Origin of the sequence: Pseudoalteromonas sp. T1lg23B, assembly GCF_002964665.1 — a bacterium.
Lineage (GTDB): Bacteria > Pseudomonadota > Gammaproteobacteria > Enterobacterales > Alteromonadaceae > Pseudoalteromonas.
This window is the reverse complement of the sequence record NZ_PQBZ01000007.1, coordinates 51,959-70,023: the sequence shown is the minus strand read 5'-3', so window position 1 is coordinate 70,023 and position 18,065 is coordinate 51,959. Positions and strand designations below refer to the sequence as shown.

Here is an 18,065-nt window from a genome sequence, read left to right as displayed (position 1 = left end):
ATAGGGTCGTTTGTTTTAATATAGCGAACAAACGAGGTAATTAGCTACAGGTTAGCAGGCAAATTTACAAAGAACATTAGAGAGTGCAATGAAAACTATTTTAATTATGCGCCATGGTGAAGCTGTCCCTATGCAGGTTAATGATGAAGCTAGGCCTCTAACTGAACGAGGAATTAAGCAAGCTAAGGAAATGGCGTGGTGGTTAAAAGGGCATTTCAAACCGCAAGCAGCACTCGTCAGTCCCTATACTCGGGCACAGCAAACTGCGCAGCAAGTACTGGCGATCAACGACTTCAGCTATGTGGAGATTTGCAAAGATGTTACCCCTATGGGTAATGCTGCATTTGCAATAGATTATCTCGAAACGCTCATTAGCTTAAATGAGCACCTTGATGTTTGGCTGATTGTTGCCCACATGCCCATTGTAAGTTATTTGGTGGAACAGCTATGTCCCGGTCATCTACCTATTTTTAATACTGCTGGGATTGCTGTCATAGAATATGATGAAGTGACACAGCAAGGGGTCTTTAAGAGCATGAACTCACCTTCTTTATAAACGTTTGCGCTAAGACGTACGGCTCAATGATGTTACCCCCCGATAGTTTGCTTGTTAAGCATACGTTTCCACTCGGGGTAAAAAGTGCCCACCTCTACATTTTGAGTCAAAAGTAGGGAAGGACATATGTCCTCATCATTGCGCTTTTTTGTAGCTAAAAGTTGTAAACGTCTGGCTTCTTGTTGCGAAAAAATCAAAAAAAACGATTTTTTGTTGTTGGCATGTCGGTAATATTTTATTTAGCTGCTATAATGTGGGCGTCACGTTCAGCCTCACAGGTTCGCTTTGCACTCTCGGTTGTGAGGTCCGCGCAAAATTAGATACGCGCGAAAAATTGAACGTACCACGCCAACGTGATACGGCGACCATACATACCGTTGAACAAAAAGAGTGCACATAAAAGGTTAAGCCCAAACATGAAAGCAATGAAAAGATCTACGTTAGCAACTTTAATCAATGCAACGTTGTTCTCTGCTGTAGCAGGTACTTCATTTTCTACTCTCGCTGCTGAACAAACCCCTGAAGCAAAAAGTAACCAACTGGAAGTGATCCAGATTACCGCGCGTAAGCGTGTTGAAAATGCTCAGGAAGTGCCAGTGAGTGTATCTGCACTACAGGGGGACAGCTTGGATGCATACAGCTCTGCGGGTATGGATATTCGTTTTATGAATGCGAAGATTCCAAGCTTGTCTGTAGAGTCGTCTTTTGGTCGTACATTTCCGCGCTTTTATGTTCGTGGTCTTGGTAATACCGATTTTGATTTAAATGCATCACAGCCAGTATCTTTAGTGGTTGATGAGGTGGTACAAGAGAACCCAATTCTAAAAGGTTTCCCTGTATTTGATGTCGCACGTGTTGAAGTTTTACGTGGTCCACAAGGTACATTGTTTGGTCGTAACACGCCGGCTGGTCTAGTGAAGTTTGATTCTGTTAAGCCAAGTCAATCGTTTGATGCTTATGGTGCGGTATCTTACGGCAGCAAAGGTGCGGTAGACTTTGAAGGTGCTGTAGGTACTGGATTGACGGATCGTATTTCGACTCGTGTGTCAGTACTTTGGCAAGATAAAGAAGATTACATTGACGTTAAAGCGCCAGGTTTTGAGAAAGAAGACTCACTAGGTGGCTATAACGAAAAAGCGGCTCGTGTACAGTTTTTGTATGAAGGTGATGGTTTTACTGGTTTGCTAAACTACCACGTGCGTGATTTAGATGGTCGTCCCATTGCGTTTCGTGCGAACCTAATTGAAAAAGGTTCAAATAACATTAACCCTCTGTATGATAATGACGTTGTTTATCATGATGCAGCTTCTCGTTCTACACAGCAAGTTGACTCTCAAGGTCTAAACCTTAAATTAGAGTGGGACTTGGCTGAGCACACGGTAACATCAATCACAGCTTGGGAAAGCGCTGAAATATACTCTCGCGCTGACGTCGACGGTGGTTACGGTGCAGTATTTATCGGTTTCCAAGGTCCAGGTCTAATTCCTTTCCCATCAGAAACTGCGGATGCAATTCCTGATCACGACCAATATACACAAGAACTTCGTCTATCAAGCAACTTCTCTGGTGATATTAACTATCAAGTCGGTATTTTCCTATTCGAAGAAGATTTAACGATAGAAAGCTTCTCATATGACACGTTGACGTATGACCCAACTGCGAACAACTACGGTTTGCAAAATGGTTATGCAGTTCAAAACCAAGACACGTCTGCTTGGGCGGTATTTGGTTCAGTTGACTTCACTGTAACTGACGATTTAAAAATCACTGCGGGCCTTCGTTATTCTGATGATGACAAAGAGTTTTATGCAAAGCGTACCATGAGCCCAATCGGTGCAGCTGCACTGTTAGAAAAAACAGCTAACCCAAGCGATAGCCATGTAAGCTGGGATTTGAGTGCAGCCTATAAGTACAGCGATGACATTAACTTGTTTGCTCGTATCGCAAATGGTTTCCGTGCACCAAGTGTGCAGGGTCGTATCTTGTTTGGTGATGTTGTAACAGTTGCTGACTCAGAAACAATTAATTCAATTGAAGCCGGTATTAAATCTGATGTACTTGATGGCCAAGGCCGAGTAAACGCGACGGTATTCTACTTCCAGATGGATGACCAACAGCTAACAGCTGTAGGTGGTGGCGCGAACTTTAACCGTTTGATCAATGCAGATAAAACAACTGGTTATGGTTTTGAATTAGATACAGAGTGGGTGTTAACGGATGAATTAAATGCAACGTTTAACCTAAGCTACAACAAAACTGAGCTGGATTCTCCTGGCTTAGAAGTAGGTGCATGTGGTTCTGCCTGTACAATCACTGACCCATACCGTCAAGTTGCCAATCCTTTTGCTGCAGATGGCGATGGGTTTGATGAGATTGCTATGATCGATGGTAATAGCTTACCTCATGCCCCTGAGTGGATTGCAAACGCTACACTACGCTATACCACTGAGCTAGAAGGCGGTGAGTTCTTTGTGTATGGTGACGTATCTTATCGCAGCGAAATTGACTTCTTCTTGTACGAAGCTGTTGAGTTCAGAGGTGATGCATTGTTTGAAGCGGGCGTGCGTACAGGTTACATGTGGGCTGCTGGCGACAACGAATACGAAGTATCAGCGTTTGTTCGCAACCTGTTTGATGAGCAAGTAGTGATTGGTGGCGTTGATTTCAACAACCTAACAGGCATGTTGAATGAAGAACGTTATGTAGGTGCTGAGTTTAAAGTACGTTTCTTCTAAACGTCACAGTAACTTACAATGATGAAAAACCCGCTTTCAAGCGGGTTTTTTGTTGTCTGTAATGAAAAGCTTGGCAAGAGCTGATAAAGTCGTAGCCAAGTATGAAATGAAGAGAAAGATAATGTCTGGATTTTGGAATTACCGAGTGATTTTTTGTGAAGCGACTAAAGATGAAGCCGCGTTGTATCAAATTCATGAGGTGGAATATAACTTAAATGGTAAAGTCACCAACTGGTCAGAAACGGGGGCAGCACCGTTTGGTCGTAGCATAGAAGAGCTACAGGCCGATACAGAACGCTTAAAGTCAGCTTTTGATAAGCCGGTCTTAAAAGTCGTAAGAAAGCCAAGAGGCTATGAGTTAGTTGAAGTGGAAAGCGGGCTGGAAGCCAGTGCTGAGCCGCCAGCTGGGTTAAGCGAATAACCCTCAATTTTAAGGAGCGAAAGATGAGTTTACAGGCCATTTTATTTGATTTTGATGGAACCTTAGTGGATTCTGAAGCGCTCCATTATCAAAGCTGGATGCGTGTGCTTGAACCTTGGCGGGTAAGCTATGATGAACTGACCTTTTGCGGTGAATTTTCGGGCGTACCAACACTTCAGGCAGCCGCAACGCTCAATCAACGTCACGGGCTGAATGTTCATGCTGAGGCTTTAACATATCAGAAAAACCAGTTTTTCGTAGAAGTTGCACGAACCATACAACCTAAGTTAATGCCGCATGCCAAAGAGGTTTTACAGCGAGCAAATGAGCGCTTTACCTTGGCATTAGTCACGGGGAGTACGCGAGCCGAAGCACTGCCAGTATTAGAGTTTTATAAGCTCGACAAGCTGTTCAAATATTTTATCTGTAAGGACGATGTGGTGCACGCTAAACCACACCCTGAACCCTACTGCAAAGCGCTCATGCAGCTTTCTCTAAAAGCTAATCAAGCGGTTGCCATTGAAGACACTTATACAGGTTTAAGTTCAGCGCGGGCGGCAGGTTTGAGAACGATTGTTGTTCCAAATCATCATTCTGAACAACAAGACTTTTCTCGAGCAAGCTTTCAAGTGGGCGATTTACTCGCGGCTTGGGAGCAAATAAAGCAGCTCGCATAACGGTATATCTATACTAAAGTTAAAGGCTCATTACACAAGTGCAAGGAGCCTTTAAATGAAAGTATGGATACTATTACTGATAAGTTACCTTTGTTTTTTACCCGCCGGTAAAGCGCACACCCGCCGAGCATTGAGTTAGCAAACACATATCGTGAAAATATACCCATCGCTGACTACTTGGTGAGTGAGAAGTTTGATGGTGTTCGAGCCATCTGGAATGGCTCCGAGTTATTAACTCGGGGTGGATTTCGCATCAATGCCCCTAAATGGTTTACACAACCGCTTGGTAGTATGCCACTAGATGGTGAACTCTGGTCAGGGTATCAACAATTTGCCTTTGTAAGTGGCTTGATCCGCAGCAAACAAGCAGCGGATAAGGATTGGCGTAAGATACGCTATCTAGTGTTTGACGCCCCTCACCCAACCATGCCCTTTATAAAACGCTACCAACGTTACCAACATGAACTGAGCCGTATTCTGGTCGCCCATTTACAAGCTATCAAACAATATGATTTCACCAGCAACGAATTACTGAATGAGTATTACCACAAGGTATTGGCGCGTGGCGGAGAAGGGGTTATGTTGCATCGCAAAGACGCCGTACATCAAGCCGGTAGGTCGGATAATGTGCTCAAATACAAGCCCTATCATGATGCTGAGGCGACAGTCATTGGTTACACACTGGGTAAGGGCAAGTATCAAGGGATGATAGGGGCGCTTAAAGTAAGAAACAAACAGGGTATTGAGTTTAAAGTCGGATCGGGACTGAGTGATCAGTTACGTCGGCAGCCACCTGCAATTGGAACACAAATCACCTATCGCTATCAGGGCTTTACTAAATACTCAAAGCCTCGCTTTGCCCGCTTTTTAAGAGTGCGTGAGCGACTGTAACAGGGTTAAACCTGTAAACTCCCATGGCGCATGTCATTGAGTTGAGGTTTGCTGTGCAAGTGTGATAATCTGCGCGACCTTTTTCTGTCGTGAGGTTAATATGATTGTTGGATTTGACTACGGAAGCTCAAACTGTGCTGTTGCTACAATGGTTGATGAGCAAAACGTAAAAATGCTTGAGTTGGAAGCAGGGCGTCACTATTTACCTTCGACATTGTATGCACAGCATAATTCTTTGGTGGTTGATTTTGTTGCTAAACAGCTTGCTGACACGGCCGATGCAGAGCAGTATCGGCACTCCAGAGCGGCTTTACTAAGCGGCATCAGCGGTATCCGTAAAGACTTAGACTTAGCGAACAATGAAACGGGACTACACATCGGCAGTGCTGCAATAGCGGAATATATTGATTTTCCTGAAGACGGATATTTTGTTAAGTCACCGAAATCATTCTTCGGTGCCATAGGCCTAAAGCCACAACAAATTGCTTTTTTTGAAGATATTGCCACAGCTATGATCATGCAGATAAAGCAGCGAGCGGAACGTCAGCTCGGTCAAAATATAACCCATACCGTGATAGGGCGACCCGTGAACTTTCAGGCCATTGGTGGCGAACAAAGTAACCAACAGGCAATTGATATTCTCACCACAGCAGCAAAACGAGCGGGTTTCAAAGAGGTTGAGTTTTTGTTTGAGCCACTAGCCGCCGGCATTGATTATGAATCGAGACTCACACAAGACCAAAAGGTATTGGTCGTGGATATTGGCGGTGGTACCAGTGATTGCTCCTTTGTGCAAATGGGCCCAAATTACCGAGCACGTAGTAACCGAGAGCAAGACTTTTTGTCACACACAGGCAAAAGGCTAGGGGGAAATGATCTTGATATTGCGATGGCTTATCATAACTTCATGCCGCTATGCGGGTTGGGCTCGACATTAAAGTCAGGGTTACCTATGCCAAACCAACTTTATTGGCAAGCCTGCAAAATTAATGATCTTCATCTACAAACCGAGTTCTATGGGCAAGCCAATCGGCGTGAACTTCAAGCTATGCTGCGAGATGTAAATGAACCTGAAAAGTTAGCCCGTTTACTTAAAATTCAACAAAACAAATTGGGCCACCAAGTTGTTCGCCAAGGAGAGTTATGCAAAATTGCGTTGTCTAGTGATGATGATTATTTAGCCCCGCTGGATTTTGTCGAGTCAGGGCTGAATTCGATGGTTACACAGACACAGTTGCAAGACGCTGTATCGGATAGTTTAAAGCAGATCTGTACCTTGGCGCAGGATGCAATCCGCAGTGCGCAAACTCAACCTGATGTGATTTATCTAACGGGCGGAAGCGCTCAATCTCCACTACTCAAAGCGGCATTACAGCAATCGCTTGGCAATATTCCTATGCTTAACGGTGATAACTTTGGCAGTGTAACAGCTGGTTTAACCAAGTGGGCTAACAAAATTTTTAGATAAGCCGATTGTTTGTATCGTGCACTTGTGCACGATACAAATTACTTAATCCAGTCGGGTAGCAAGGTAGTCTTGGTAATCAGGTAAATCACGGATGATTTCATCACCGATGCTCGGTGAGCAAATAAGCAAATCTGCTGTAACTTCATTACAGGCCACGGGAATGTTCCACACAGCGGCAAGTCGCAACAGTGCTTTTACATCAGGATCATGAGGCTGGGAAGCTAATGGATCCCAAAAAAATACCAACATATGAATTTGATGCTCGGCGATTTTTGCGCCAATTTGCTGATCTCCCCCCATTGGACCACTGAGTAATTTATCAACGCTTAGACCGGTTGCTTTTTCAATCACATGGCCCGTGGTACCTGTGGCGAATAGTTGATGGTTTTGTAGCACCGCTTTGTGAGTGAGACACCATGCTTTAAGTGCAGCTTTTTTTCCATCATGGGCGACCAAGGCGATATTTTTTTTGCTTGGTAAGGTTTGTATCTTAGTTTGCATGTTTGTTCTCATATTATTAGGTTGACGGCCAGCGCGATAAAAATTAACCCCGATGTTCTATCTATCCAAATCGGCGCACTAGGATGGCGACGAAAATAGCTTGCTATTTTATCGCCGCCGTAAATATACGCGCAGTCAATTGGGAATGCCAAAATAGGGTAAAGCAGTCCAAAGATGGCCAATTGCAATGTGGGTGAAGACAGGCTTGGGTCAACAAATTGAGGAATGAAAGCGATAAAGAACAAAGCAACCTTGGGGTTGAGCACTTCTGTCATCATGGCTTGTACAAAAACGTTGCCTGACTTTTTGGTACTGACATGAGGCTTATCTTCACTGTCTATGTGTACTTTTAAGGTGTCTTTAATGGTTGTAAAACCAAGAAAAGCTAAATAGGCAGCGCCCAAGTATAAAACTGCGTTATAGGCACTCTCCGAGGCTTTTAAAACAGCAGATAAGCCAATCACTGCAAATACGGTATGGATCACACCACCCACAGCAAAGCCTAACGCACTCTTCATGCCCGCAGCACGGCCATGGGTAAAGGTTTGCGCCATTAAAAACGCATTGGAAGGGCCAGGGGCAACCGCAATGATGGCACTCGCAATTAAAAATGAAACGAAGGATTCTGGATTGAGCATTGTAAATTGAGCAAAGTTCAACAATGTTAATTAGTCTAAGTGGTTTTGCGCAGAAAAGATATGATTGGTAAAACAGGCATTAAAAAGCGGGCTTTAGAGCCCGCTTATAATTAGGTTGGGTTTTTAGAACACAACAGTTTGTGTGTCAGAGCATACAGTTGTACTACCTTGCTCACATACTTGGTAAATGTAGCTGCCGCCGCCTTTGCCACTGATGCTGTCCGTATAGCTATTATCGTTTGCAGTTGTGACAATATTGCTACCGTTGCGATAAATATCTACTTGGCTTGTACTTGCACCTTGCCAATTTAAATCAGCAAAGTTGCTACCTTTTTGTTTGTAGCCAGAAACAGATAAGCTGATGCTGCCCTCACCTGGGTTACCGCCGTTGTCACCACCTGAACAGCCGTTTGCAGTTAGGTAAGCGTCTGCATCAGCAGCTTTAACGATACCATAACCGAAGTATACGTCTTTACCTGCTGCACCAGCATCTTCAGCTGTAGCTTTAAGTGCTGCACGGATCTCTTGACCAGTACACTCTGGGTGATTTGACCATACTAGTGCTGCTACACCAGAAACTGCTGGCGTTGCCATTGAAGTACCGCTCATGAAGCCGTAATCGCTTGTACCAATGTCAACAGTTGCAGTGCTTGCAGACATGAGAGTTGCACGGTCTTCAAGTGCCGCGCCTACAGCAGGAATGCTTGTTGAGTTCGTATCACCCAGTGTGCCATATAGCATACCAGCTTCGTTATTTACGATAATTGCACCGATACCACCTGATGCTTCACAGTTTGCTACTTTGTCGTGGAAAGAAATGTTACCACGGTCAATTAAACATACTTTACCGTTAGCGCCAGCATCCGCTGCTTCAGCTGTACCCATGAAGAATAAGCTGCCAGTTACTGTACCTGAGTTTTCCATTGCTGAGCTTGCTACTACGTTACCGTCAACGTTTAAGCTTGCTGATGTTGCCATACCCGCAGGGTAAGTTGAAAGTGTGTCTACACCACCCGCTGTTACTTCAACACAGATAGTTTCATCTTCAGTTGCATTTTTACCACGGCCACTTGCACAGCTAGGGAACTGCGAGAAATCAGCGATTTGGTTGTTCGCATCGTTCGCACCGATCATCATTACTGACGGGTAACCCGCAGGGTATGAACGTACGTCATTACCATCGTTACCCGCAGCTGCGATTACTAGACCACCTGCAGCGTTAAAGTTAGCAAATGCATTTGATTCAGTGTTGTTTGAACCGCCGCCACCTAGGCTCATGCTGATGATGTTTGCACCTGCTTGTGAACATAGGTTTGCCGCGTGTGCTAAATCAGAAGAATATCCCCAACCTTCAGCATTGAATACTTTGATGATGTGCATGTCTACACCCGGAGCCATACCTACAACACCAATGTTGTTGTCAGCTGCACCGATTGTACCCGCTACGTGAGTACCGTGAGGACCACCGTGATCGAACCAGTTACCTGTACCTGAGTCGTTATCACCCGTGATGTTACCCCAGATGAAATCAGGGTTAGAGCTATCAAGACCTGAGTCGATAACACATACCTTCATGCCTGCATTTGGGTTGAAAGTAACTTGATTCGCTTGTGATTGATAAACAGCATATGGCGTAAGTTGTTGAGTCATCGCGTCGCCAGCGTCATCGTTATAGATAGCCATTGGTACACGTTTAAAGTCTTGCTCAACGAGTTTTACGTGTGGATTGTTTAATAAACCTTTAACTTGAGAAAGATCTTTGCCAGAAAAAGTTGCAGCGATAAATCCGTCACCATCAACGTGAAGTTGTGCACCTAATTGCTTAGCTAGCGCTTTTACAACGCCTTTTTTATTATTATCAACTTGAATGATGTAACGGTCATCTGATGCTTGTGCGCCTGCTGCTGCACACATACCGGCAAACATTAATGCTGAAGTGAACTTGTTTAGTTTCATTATTATTATCTCTAGTTCGTTAAAATGAGTGAATCGCTTGTTAAACGAAGGGTGTTAATTAGTCAAAGATTGTTAAACAAATAACAATTGATTAACGGGTGAACAGAGTAGATCGAAATGCCCTACGGCGTAAAGAATATTTTATTGCTTTTTTTATAAAAATTTAGAGTATTAAATTATGTGCATATACTATTTTAGTATTAGAGGATGTCTAGCAGGTTACATGGTTTACTATAATAGATACATGATTTATAAAGGAAATGATAATTATACCTATTTAAAGGGGGGAGGTGCGGGCTAAGCCGCACTATGTAAGAATTGTTTATTTTTGCCTAATAGAGCGATTAAAAATGGCAGAGTTATGAGCAAATGTAGAGCCAATTGATGTGGTGCGGCTAAGTGTAATTGTTGTGTCAATAGAGCTAATACACCAGCACCGCTCATTTGCATAACACCAATCAACGCTGAAGCTGTGCCTGCTTGCTGAGCAAAACCTGAGAGGGCTTTTCCAGCCGCAGAGCCCAGCGAGAAGGCAAAACCAATTGAGGCAATATACATAGGCGCCATAAATGCTGCTGGGTGGGCATATTGGCTTGCCCACAACATTGCGAGGCCACCTAGTGTAAAGAGCGTTAAGCCCACGATGAGTGCTCTGCGGCTGTGACGCTTTATTAAAATAGGCGCGCAGAAGCTGGCGATGATACTGAGCACGGCGTTGCCAGTAAACCAACTCGTAAAGTTAGCGACAGAACCATTTAAATGATTCATGATCCAGCCTGGGGCTGTGGTTACAAAAACCAGCATGGCGGCCATGCCAAACATAGTGATCGCAGCATTAAACATAAACTCAGAGCTTGTTAGCATAGGCATAAAGCGGCGCAAATCTAAAATATGGCCCTGATAGATACTATCTGTAGGCTTAGTTTCACGGTATAAGCCAAGTACCAAGACTAACCCCAATAGCGAAAAACCAGCTAGAAATACAAAGTTACTACGCCAGCCAAACTCGAGGGTCAACCAAGCGCCGAGTAATGGCGCAAGTGCAGGAATAAAACAGACAATACCATTGAGGTAAGTGATCATTTGGCCACTGCCTTTGTGTCCAAAGCTGTCTCTTACAATGGCAAAAGCTGCAACGAATGTCGCGCAGGCTCCAAAACCTTGCATTGCTCGGGCAATCATCATCCATAGCCAACTCTCAACTAACGACGCCAACATAGCGCCAATGATGAACAACACAATTCCAACACTGGCGATAGGCTTTCTTCCGTATTTGTCTGCAAGGGGCCCCGCAACAAGTTGGCCAAGTCCCACAGTCAGCATGTACACGCTGATAGTTTGCTGGATTTTTGATTCAGATACATTTAGACCTTGCTGCATGGCTTGAAAGGCAGGTAAATACAGATCAATACCCAAGGGGCAAAAAATGACGAGTAACGCGAGAATAAATACTAAAGATTTACTGATAGATTGAGATTGCGGCATGACGACTCCTTTTGGCCGCTATTTTAGTGCGCTCATAAAAAAAGAACAGGACAAAGCGCCGGGTCATCAAAATAAAAGTATAAATGCACTAACTTGCATATTTTCTCAACAGGTCGGATGTGTTAATTTGATATCATTAATTCGTTTACAGAGGGATTGACCGTGTCGGCTCCATTACTCAAAATTTATAAAAGAATGCAGTGGTTACCGTTTGGACAGTGGCTTTTTAGTAAAGCTGTATGTAGAAAAGCTCCTTATTTTGGCTCAATTAAACCACGAATAACTAAGTTGGAACCCGGTGAGTGTTGCGCCAGTATACCGAAACGCAAAGCCGTGTTTAATCATATTGGCACTATCCATGCCATCGCACAATGTAATCTAGCTGAGTTATGTGCGGGTGTGATGGTTGATGCAACCGTACCTCACAAGACTCATCGCTGGATCCCCAAAGGGATGACAGTACAGTATTTGAGGAAGGCTGAAACAGACTTAACTGCACAAGCGAAAATGACTTTGCCACATCAGTGGCAAGATAAGGAAGATTTGATAGTACCCGTAGAGATCTTCGACGCTCAGGGTACTAAAGTTTTCCATGCCGATATCAACATGTACATTACTGAGCGTTAGTGGTTTTGTCTTTGTTTGAGGCTTTATCTTTAAACGAGGTGATATTTGTCACCTCTGTTTTGTGAGTGAGTTTACCTTCGATTAATGCACCGGCCTCTATACTGAGCGTGTCATGCATTACATCGCCATGCACTTTGGCGGTTTTTTCAAGCATGACCTTATCAGCATCAATACAGCCATTCACGGTGCCTTTGATCCTAACAATGTGAGCTTTTACATTGCCCTCAATAACGCCATGCAGGCCAATGATCAGGGTGTTGATAGCCAAATCACCGATCACTTTACCATCGACTTGCAATTCACCTTCGCACCTTATCTGACCCTCAACGACGGTGTTGGGAGAAATGATTGCGGGCAAACCGGAGGGCGCTTTATCGCTGCCTATTAAACTACTGAACACGATTGATCACCTTAGTTAACTTAATGGGGTTAATATGCTTGCCATTTTGTAATACTTCATAATGTAAGTGGGTACTTGTGCTTCGTCCAGTACTTCCCATCAAAGCAATGACCTCTGATTTACTAATCTGTTGCCCTTTTTTTACTTTGATAGTGTGTAAATGGCCAAAACGAGACACCAATCCATGTTCATGCTGTATTTCAATAAATTTACCATAGCCGCCGTTTTTACCTGCTCTAAGTACGACGCCTGCCGCTGGCGCTACAATTTCTGTTTTATGCCAGCCTGCCAAGTCAACGCCTTTGTGGTATGCGCGCTTACCCGTGATAGGGTCTTTTCGAAAACCAAATTGACTAGAGATATAGTAGTTGTCTTTAGCCACTGGCATAGAGTCAGGAAGCGTAGTTAACACTTGCTCGAGGTTGTTCAAAACCACGAGATTATCAATTGTACTTAGGTATTCTTCGGGAAGTTGCTCCAGCTCTAGTTGGTGGTATGGGCCACCCTGAGCGAGTGCAGAGCTTTCTTGCTGAGGGGCAATGCCCACTTCGGCAAGCCCGGTTGCTAATTTTGTAACGCGAGTCTGAATGTTCTGCGACAAGGCTGTAAGTAGGTCTCTTTGGTTAGCTACTAACAGTTGTGCTTGAGTATTAAAATCACCTTCAGGCGGCTGCTCTTGGCGCTCTCCTGAGCCAGATTCACTTTGTTCAGAGGTTGCTTCGGGCAGGGAGTCTTGATTGCTGATGTCGCTTTCTGCGTTGTTATCAGCATTGATGTTTTCATCAGTATCTTGGATATCGTCGCTGGTTTCATTTAAGGAGCTTGGCAAAGCATCTACTAGACTTTGTAGCATAAGCTGCTTTTCAGACAATTCATTAAGTGTCTGCTGCTGTTGTGCAAGTTGCGCTTGCATTTGTTGTTTTTCATTTAAAAAACGTTGTTGTTCGGCTTCTGTTTGTGCTTGCAAAGAGGATATTGTGCTTTGCTGGCGCTTAACTGATTTTGCGTTTATTACAGACCAAGCGACAGCGCCCAGCACGAGCGCAATCAACAATGGTTGCACCCAGCTAGCTAAAGTAAGCATATAGATCTCACCATTTTGGCGTATTAAGATCTGCTTTGAGCGGAACAACGTCTTATAAAGGCGACTGATTAATTTCAACATACACAAAAAATATTTTAGACAACGCTTAACCTTAACAAGATTGAAGCAAAAATCCAGCAAATTTATATAATAAAAAGGTGCACTTACGCACACCTTTGATTTTTATCTGCTTTTAATTTGGGATTATTTAGCAGGAAGAACAGTGCCTTCAACTGAGCCAAAGCCTATGCGGTTGAAGCCGTCAGCTTCACACCAGCCACGCATAATAACTTTGTCACCGTCTTCTAAGAACTTGCGCTCTTCACCATTTGCAAGCGTGATTGCTTCTTTACCACCACGAGAAAGTTCGAGTAATGAACCCGCTTCTTCGTGCTCTGGACCCGACTGAGTACCAGAACCTAGCATGTCACCTGGCTGGAAGTTACAACCGTTAACTGTGTGGTGTGCAACCATTTGTGCCACTGTCCAATAACTGTGCTTGAAACTAGACTCAGAAAGTTTCGTAGCAGGCTGTTGTGCTTCACGCATTTTCTCGGTCTCAAGCAGCACATCCATTTGAATATCAAACGCGCCGGCTTCGCGGTTGCGCGTTGATTCTAGGTATGCCATTGGCTGTGGGTCTTGAGCATCACGATGCCACTGCGTGCGGTATGGTGCCAACGCTTCAGTTGTTACAATCCAAGGTGATACGGTTGATGCAAAGTTTTTTGATAGGAATGGACCTAAAGGTTGGTATTCCCAAGCTTGCAAATCACGTGCTGACCAGTCGTTAAATAGACAGAAACCAAAGACGTGGTCCTCTGCGTTTTCAATTGCGATTTGCTCACCTAGTTCATTGCCTTTACCAAGGTATATACCAAGCTCTAATTCGTAGTCTAAACGCTTACATGGACCAAACGATGGGGTATCCGCATCAGGCGCTTTGGTTTGACCTTTAGGACGGTGAAACGCCTGACCTGACACATCAATTGATGATGCACGGCCATGGTAGCCAATCGGTACCCATTTGTAGTTAGGTAGCAAAGGGTTATCCGGGCGGAATAGTTTACCCACAGAAGTAGCGTGATAGACCGAAGTATAGAAGTCTGTGTAGTCACCGATATGACAAGGCATGGCGTACTCAACGTCAGCTTGAGCAACCAACGCATTTGCAAGCGTTGCTTGATGTTCAGAGCCTTCACGCAATGCGCGTGATAGTGCCAAGCGTAGTGCTGACCAATACGCTTGTCCCAAACTCATAAACTCGTTTAATACCTGTGCATTTGCGGCGTCAACAGCGACTTGAGCTTCACCAGAGAAAATACCTGCTTGTGCAACCACTGCAAGGTCTAGTACTTGATCACCGATGGCAACACCACCACGAAACTCTTCATTAGTGTCTTTACGACGAAATACAGCAAATGGTAAGTTTTGAATTGGAAAATCGGTTCCAGCTTGGTTTGCGCTCGCAACCCAACTTGTCAGATTAATATCATGGGTTTCGTTAATAAAAGACATTGCCGTTCCTTTTTATTTTTGATTAAGGCTATTTTGCCTTAACTAAAATGGAAAAAGCAGCTTTTAAAAAAGCTGCTTGTGAAAATAATAACGATAAATAGCTTAGATCACGCCGCGACGTTCTTGATCTCGCTCGATAGATTCGAATAATGCTTGGAAGTTACCTTCACCAAAGCCACCATCGTCAACACGTTGGATCATCTCGATAAAGATTGGGCCGAACAAGTTCTTAGTAAAGATTTGTAGCAAGTAGCAGTTTTCGCTTTGGCTATCTACTAAGATTTGGTGCTCTTTGATCTTCTCTTTATCTTCTTTAACCCAAGGTACACGGTCGAAGATAGTGTCATAGTAGTGCTCAACGATATCTAATGTCGCGATGGTGCTCTTGTCTAGCTGGTCTAGTGAAGCGACTAGGTCGTTCGTTAAGAATGCTAAATGCTGTACACCTGGACCATTATACTCGTCTAGGTACTCATCGATTTGGTTGTTGTTGTCGTCTTTACCTTCGTTAATTGGAATCGAGAAGGTGCCACAAGGAGACTTAAGCGCATAAGATAGTAGGGCAGTTTTTTGACCTTTGATATCAAAGTAGCGTACTTCTTCAAAACCAAATACGTCTTTGTAGAAGTTAGCCCATGTTTCCATGGTGCCTTTGTAAACGTTGTTAGTTAGGTGGTCAATACGGATAAAGCCCTTGTCTTTAACAATGTTTTGTTCTTCAAGATCAACAAAGTCATTCTCGTAGATTGAACCTTTGTCACCAAATACGTCGATGAAGTAAATAAGGCTGTCACCGATGCCATAAATTGCAGGGTAAGGTAAATCTTTATTCGCTGAGTCAGTAGCTGGCTTCGCACCACGTTCAACTGCAACTTCAAATGCTTTTTGAGCATCTTCTACACGCCAGCCCATTGAGCAAATTGCTGGGCCGTGGCTCTTAGCAAATGCCGCTGAGAAACCTTCGCGCTCGTTGTTTAGTAAGAAATGGATGTCGTTCTGGTTGTAATAAACGATGTCTTTGTCTTTAAACTTTTTAAGTTTTGAGAAACCAAAATCAGTGAACACTTTATCCATATAGTCCGCATCTGGTGTCGCGTACTCGGTAAATTCGATACCAACTAAACCTAGTGGGTTTTTTACTTCACTCATTGTCATACTCCCGCAATTAAGCAAATTGGGTTGCTTGTTAGATTATGTTTTTCAGTAGATGGATGATTAATCAAAAAAGGATAAAGAGGAAGAGTAGGCCTCTATTTAGCTGACAGCTCATTTGTAAATTAAGTTGCACAAACCTCTGTGAGCAAGGGATGTTTGCTGACACTCTGGTGATATCTAGAATAATTTGCAATTCAACGGCGGTTTAGGCGTAGTGATTTTCTTGGTATGAGCATTATATAAGTATTTACAATATTGATTTTAAAGTATTTTTTATTTTCTTGTCTGAAGGGGAGCTGTCAGCAAATCTCTATCGACTTAATACTGGCAAGCCACTAATTATCGGGCTGAGTGTAATTATATGTGTACACCCAAGTGCTTTATCTGCTTTTGATACAAAAAAACCGCGTGCTTTTAACACGCGGTTTTTGGTAATAAGTGCTGGTTGACTACTGTTTTACAGCAGCAACTTCTAGTTCTTCCGCAAGAATATGCTCTTGTGTGTGAGGCTCATGTTTGCCTTCAGCACCGTGCATCCAGTCTACAAGACGGTCACTCAACAAGTACATTGCTGTTGCAGAAAGTAATGCAGTCGCCCCTAGGCCGATGAAGATACCCATAGCGTTGTTCATTGCTTCTTGACCTTCACCGATGAATGAACCGACGAAGCCAGCAATCTTGTTAGCGACTGCTGTACATAGGAACCAAATCCCCATCAGTAGTGATGCAAGGCGCAGTGGCGCCAGCTTACTTACCATTGATAGGCCAATTGGCGATAAGCATAGCTCACCTAAGGTGTGGAATAGATAGAATAGCACTAACCACATCATGCTGATTTGAATGCTACCTTGACCTGAACCTTCAGTAACAAGCGCGAGCATCATGGTTAAGAAACCAAGCGCTAGGAACACTAATGCAATGGCAAACTTAACAGGTGAGTTAGGCTCGCGCTTGTCCAATTTTAACCAAATCATGGCAACAACTGGCGCAAAAATGATGATAAAGATAGAGTTGAGTGACTGGAACCAAGAAGCCGGTACCTCAAAGCCCATCAACATACGGTCTGTATAGTCGTTTGCAAATAGGTTCATCAAGCCACCAGCTTGCTCAAAGCCCATCCAGAAGATGATACTGAACACACTCATAGTGAAAATAACTTTAATGCGGTCTTTCTCAACTTTTGTGAGTGGTTCTTTGGTGCCAGTGCTAGACTGCGCCGCTGAAAGTTTAGCCGCAGGTACTACACCAATATCGCCTAGGTATTTTTTGCTAAGCACTAATTGCATAACAACCGAGATAACCATACCGATGCCCGCTGCGATAAAACCAGCTTGCCAGTTGATGACCGCTGCAACATAGCCCGCAACTAGTGGACCTAAAGCACCACCCATGTTGATACCCATGTAGAAGATAGTAAATGCGCCGTCACGACGTTTGTCACCTTCTTTGTATAAGTCACCTACCATTGTTGAGATGTTAGGCTTGAACAAACCATTACCTAAACACAGCAAAGCAAGGCCAACATAGAAAACATTTTCTTCCATACCAGCTACAACGGCATGAGGTACACCCATGATGAAGTGACCCGCTGCCATTAAAATACCACCGATGATGATAGCTTTTCTTTGCCCTAAAACGTTATCGGCTAACCAGCCACCAAATAATGGTGTGAGATAAACTGCCATAGTGAATGTGCCGTACAGGCTAAGTGCATCGGCGTTAGACCAGCCAAATCCACCGTCTTGGGTCATTGCAACCAAATATAATACCAAGATGGCACGCATGCCATAGTAGCCGAAGCGTTCCCACATCTCTGTGCCGAACAACAGGAACAAGCCTTTAGGATGGCCTAAAAACTCTCCTGAATTAGGTAATGAACTCATATGTGCTTCCTAATTAAATCAAATGTGTTGTGAGGCCTTATAATAATCATTACGTGCAAATAGTTATGTA

At 43.8% G+C, this 18,065-nt stretch carries 16 protein-coding genes; 7 read left to right on the top strand and 9 right to left on the bottom strand.

What is annotated here, in order from left to right; all coding sequences use genetic code 11:
* Positions 1 to 88: 88 nt before the first annotated feature.
* The 6 genes from sixA (at position 89) to yegD (ending at position 6,748) form a co-directional block, all read left to right on the top strand.
* Entirely contained in the window at positions 89 to 556 is a 468-nt protein-coding gene (gene sixA, locus C2M32_RS03150; protein WP_105167068.1) for a phosphohistidine phosphatase SixA, read from the top strand.
* Between the two features lie 416 nt (positions 557 to 972).
* Positions 973 to 3,291, top strand: coding sequence for a TonB-dependent receptor (locus C2M32_RS03145; protein WP_105167067.1), 2,319 nt, complete (start codon positions 973 to 975; stop codon positions 3,289 to 3,291).
* A 121-nt stretch (positions 3,292 to 3,412) separates the two neighbouring features.
* A complete protein-coding gene (locus C2M32_RS03140; RefSeq protein WP_105167066.1) occupies positions 3,413 to 3,712 on the top strand; it encodes a hypothetical protein in 300 nt (99 codons plus the stop codon).
* 23 nt (positions 3,713 to 3,735) lie between these two features.
* The gene (locus C2M32_RS03135; protein WP_105167065.1) at positions 3,736 to 4,389 is read left to right on the top strand and encodes an HAD family hydrolase; all 654 of its coding nucleotides are present in this window, start codon (positions 3,736 to 3,738) and stop codon (positions 4,387 to 4,389) included.
* A gap of 129 nt (positions 4,390 to 4,518) precedes the next feature.
* A complete protein-coding gene (locus C2M32_RS03130; protein ID WP_267894514.1) occupies positions 4,519 to 5,280 on the top strand; it encodes a DNA ligase in 762 nt (253 codons plus the stop codon).
* A gap of 100 nt (positions 5,281 to 5,380) precedes the next feature.
* Positions 5,381 to 6,748, top strand: a complete 1,368-nt coding sequence (yegD, locus tag C2M32_RS03125) for a molecular chaperone (RefSeq protein ID WP_105167064.1) — start codon at positions 5,381 to 5,383, stop codon at positions 6,746 to 6,748.
* A 42-nt stretch (positions 6,749 to 6,790) separates the two neighbouring features.
* Here the strand turns inward: yegD and C2M32_RS03120 are convergent, their stop codons facing one another.
* From C2M32_RS03120 to C2M32_RS03105, 4 genes are all read right to left on the bottom strand, one after another.
* Positions 6,791 to 7,249, bottom strand: coding sequence for a methylglyoxal synthase (locus tag C2M32_RS03120; protein WP_105167063.1), 459 nt, complete (start codon positions 7,247 to 7,249; stop codon positions 6,791 to 6,793).
* 8 nt (positions 7,250 to 7,257) lie between these two features.
* Positions 7,258 to 7,887: a LysE family translocator gene (locus C2M32_RS03115; RefSeq protein ID WP_105167062.1), complete on the bottom strand. Its 630-nt coding sequence runs from the start codon at positions 7,885 to 7,887 to the stop codon at positions 7,258 to 7,260.
* 123 nt (positions 7,888 to 8,010) lie between these two features.
* Positions 8,011 to 9,843 carry a S8 family serine peptidase gene (locus tag C2M32_RS03110; protein ID WP_105167061.1) on the bottom strand — a complete coding sequence of 611 codons (1,833 nt, stop codon included), beginning with the start codon at positions 9,841 to 9,843 and terminating at the stop codon, positions 8,011 to 8,013.
* A gap of 297 nt (positions 9,844 to 10,140) precedes the next feature.
* On the bottom strand, positions 10,141 to 11,328 hold the full coding sequence (locus C2M32_RS03105) for a multidrug effflux MFS transporter (RefSeq protein ID WP_105167060.1): 1,188 nt from the start codon (positions 11,326 to 11,328) through the stop codon (positions 10,141 to 10,143).
* Positions 11,329 to 11,484: 156 nt separating this feature from the next.
* Between C2M32_RS03105 and C2M32_RS03100 the strand changes: the two genes are divergently transcribed.
* Positions 11,485 to 11,955: a hotdog fold domain-containing protein gene (locus tag C2M32_RS03100; protein WP_199886104.1), complete on the top strand. Its 471-nt coding sequence runs from the start codon at positions 11,485 to 11,487 to the stop codon at positions 11,953 to 11,955.
* Here the strand turns inward: C2M32_RS03100 and C2M32_RS03095 are convergent.
* From C2M32_RS03095 to C2M32_RS03075, 5 genes are all read right to left on the bottom strand, one after another.
* Positions 11,942 to 12,355, bottom strand: coding sequence for a bactofilin family protein (locus C2M32_RS03095; RefSeq protein WP_234401206.1), 414 nt, complete (start codon positions 12,353 to 12,355; stop codon positions 11,942 to 11,944). The genes C2M32_RS03100 and C2M32_RS03095 overlap by 14 nt on opposite strands.
* Positions 12,345 to 13,439 carry a M23 family metallopeptidase gene (locus C2M32_RS03090; protein ID WP_158678085.1) on the bottom strand — a complete coding sequence of 365 codons (1,095 nt, stop codon included), beginning with the start codon at positions 13,437 to 13,439 and terminating at the stop codon, positions 12,345 to 12,347. The genes C2M32_RS03095 and C2M32_RS03090 overlap by 11 nt, the downstream gene beginning before the upstream one ends.
* 204 nt (positions 13,440 to 13,643) lie before the next feature.
* Positions 13,644 to 14,957 (bottom strand): fumarylacetoacetase, encoded by a 1,314-nt coding sequence (gene fahA / locus C2M32_RS03085; protein WP_105167057.1) that lies wholly within the window; start codon positions 14,955 to 14,957, stop codon positions 13,644 to 13,646.
* Between the two features lie 102 nt (positions 14,958 to 15,059).
* Positions 15,060 to 16,106, bottom strand: a complete 1,047-nt coding sequence (gene hppD / locus C2M32_RS03080; protein WP_105167056.1) for a 4-hydroxyphenylpyruvate dioxygenase — start codon at positions 16,104 to 16,106, stop codon at positions 15,060 to 15,062.
* A gap of 455 nt (positions 16,107 to 16,561) precedes the next feature.
* On the bottom strand, positions 16,562 to 17,995 hold the full coding sequence (locus C2M32_RS03075; RefSeq protein ID WP_105167055.1) for a peptide MFS transporter: 1,434 nt from the start codon (positions 17,993 to 17,995) through the stop codon (positions 16,562 to 16,564).
* Between the last annotated feature and the right edge of the window lie 70 nt (positions 17,996 to 18,065).

What these genes read in the sequence shown, in the direction of transcription:
- sixA (WP_105167068.1), top strand. Translation starts at nt 89, where the DNA reads ATGAAAACTATTTTAATTATGCGCCATGGTGAAGCTGTCCCTATGCAG.
- C2M32_RS03145 (WP_105167067.1), top strand. Translation starts at nt 973, where the DNA reads ATGAAAGCAATGAAAAGATCTACGTTAGCAACTTTAATCAATGCAACG.
- C2M32_RS03140 (WP_105167066.1), top strand. Translation starts at nt 3,413, where the DNA reads ATGTCTGGATTTTGGAATTACCGAGTGATTTTTTGTGAAGCGACTAAA.
- C2M32_RS03135 (WP_105167065.1), top strand. Translation starts at nt 3,736, where the DNA reads ATGAGTTTACAGGCCATTTTATTTGATTTTGATGGAACCTTAGTGGAT.
- yegD (WP_105167064.1), top strand. Translation starts at nt 5,381, where the DNA reads ATGATTGTTGGATTTGACTACGGAAGCTCAAACTGTGCTGTTGCTACA.
- C2M32_RS03120 (WP_105167063.1), bottom strand. Translation starts at nt 7,249, where the DNA reads ATGCAAACTAAGATACAAACCTTACCAAGCAAAAAAAATATCGCCTTG.
- C2M32_RS03115 (WP_105167062.1), bottom strand. Translation starts at nt 7,887, where the DNA reads ATGCTCAATCCAGAATCCTTCGTTTCATTTTTAATTGCGAGTGCCATC.
- C2M32_RS03110 (WP_105167061.1), bottom strand. Translation starts at nt 9,843, where the DNA reads ATGAAACTAAACAAGTTCACTTCAGCATTAATGTTTGCCGGTATGTGT.
- C2M32_RS03105 (WP_105167060.1), bottom strand. Translation starts at nt 11,328, where the DNA reads ATGCCGCAATCTCAATCTATCAGTAAATCTTTAGTATTTATTCTCGCG.
- C2M32_RS03090 (WP_158678085.1), bottom strand. Translation starts at nt 13,439, where the DNA reads ATGCTTACTTTAGCTAGCTGGGTGCAACCATTGTTGATTGCGCTCGTG.
- fahA (WP_105167057.1), bottom strand. Translation starts at nt 14,957, where the DNA reads ATGTCTTTTATTAACGAAACCCATGATATTAATCTGACAAGTTGGGTT.
- hppD (WP_105167056.1), bottom strand. Translation starts at nt 16,106, where the DNA reads ATGAGTGAAGTAAAAAACCCACTAGGTTTAGTTGGTATCGAATTTACC.
- C2M32_RS03075 (WP_105167055.1), bottom strand. Translation starts at nt 17,995, where the DNA reads ATGAGTTCATTACCTAATTCAGGAGAGTTTTTAGGCCATCCTAAAGGC.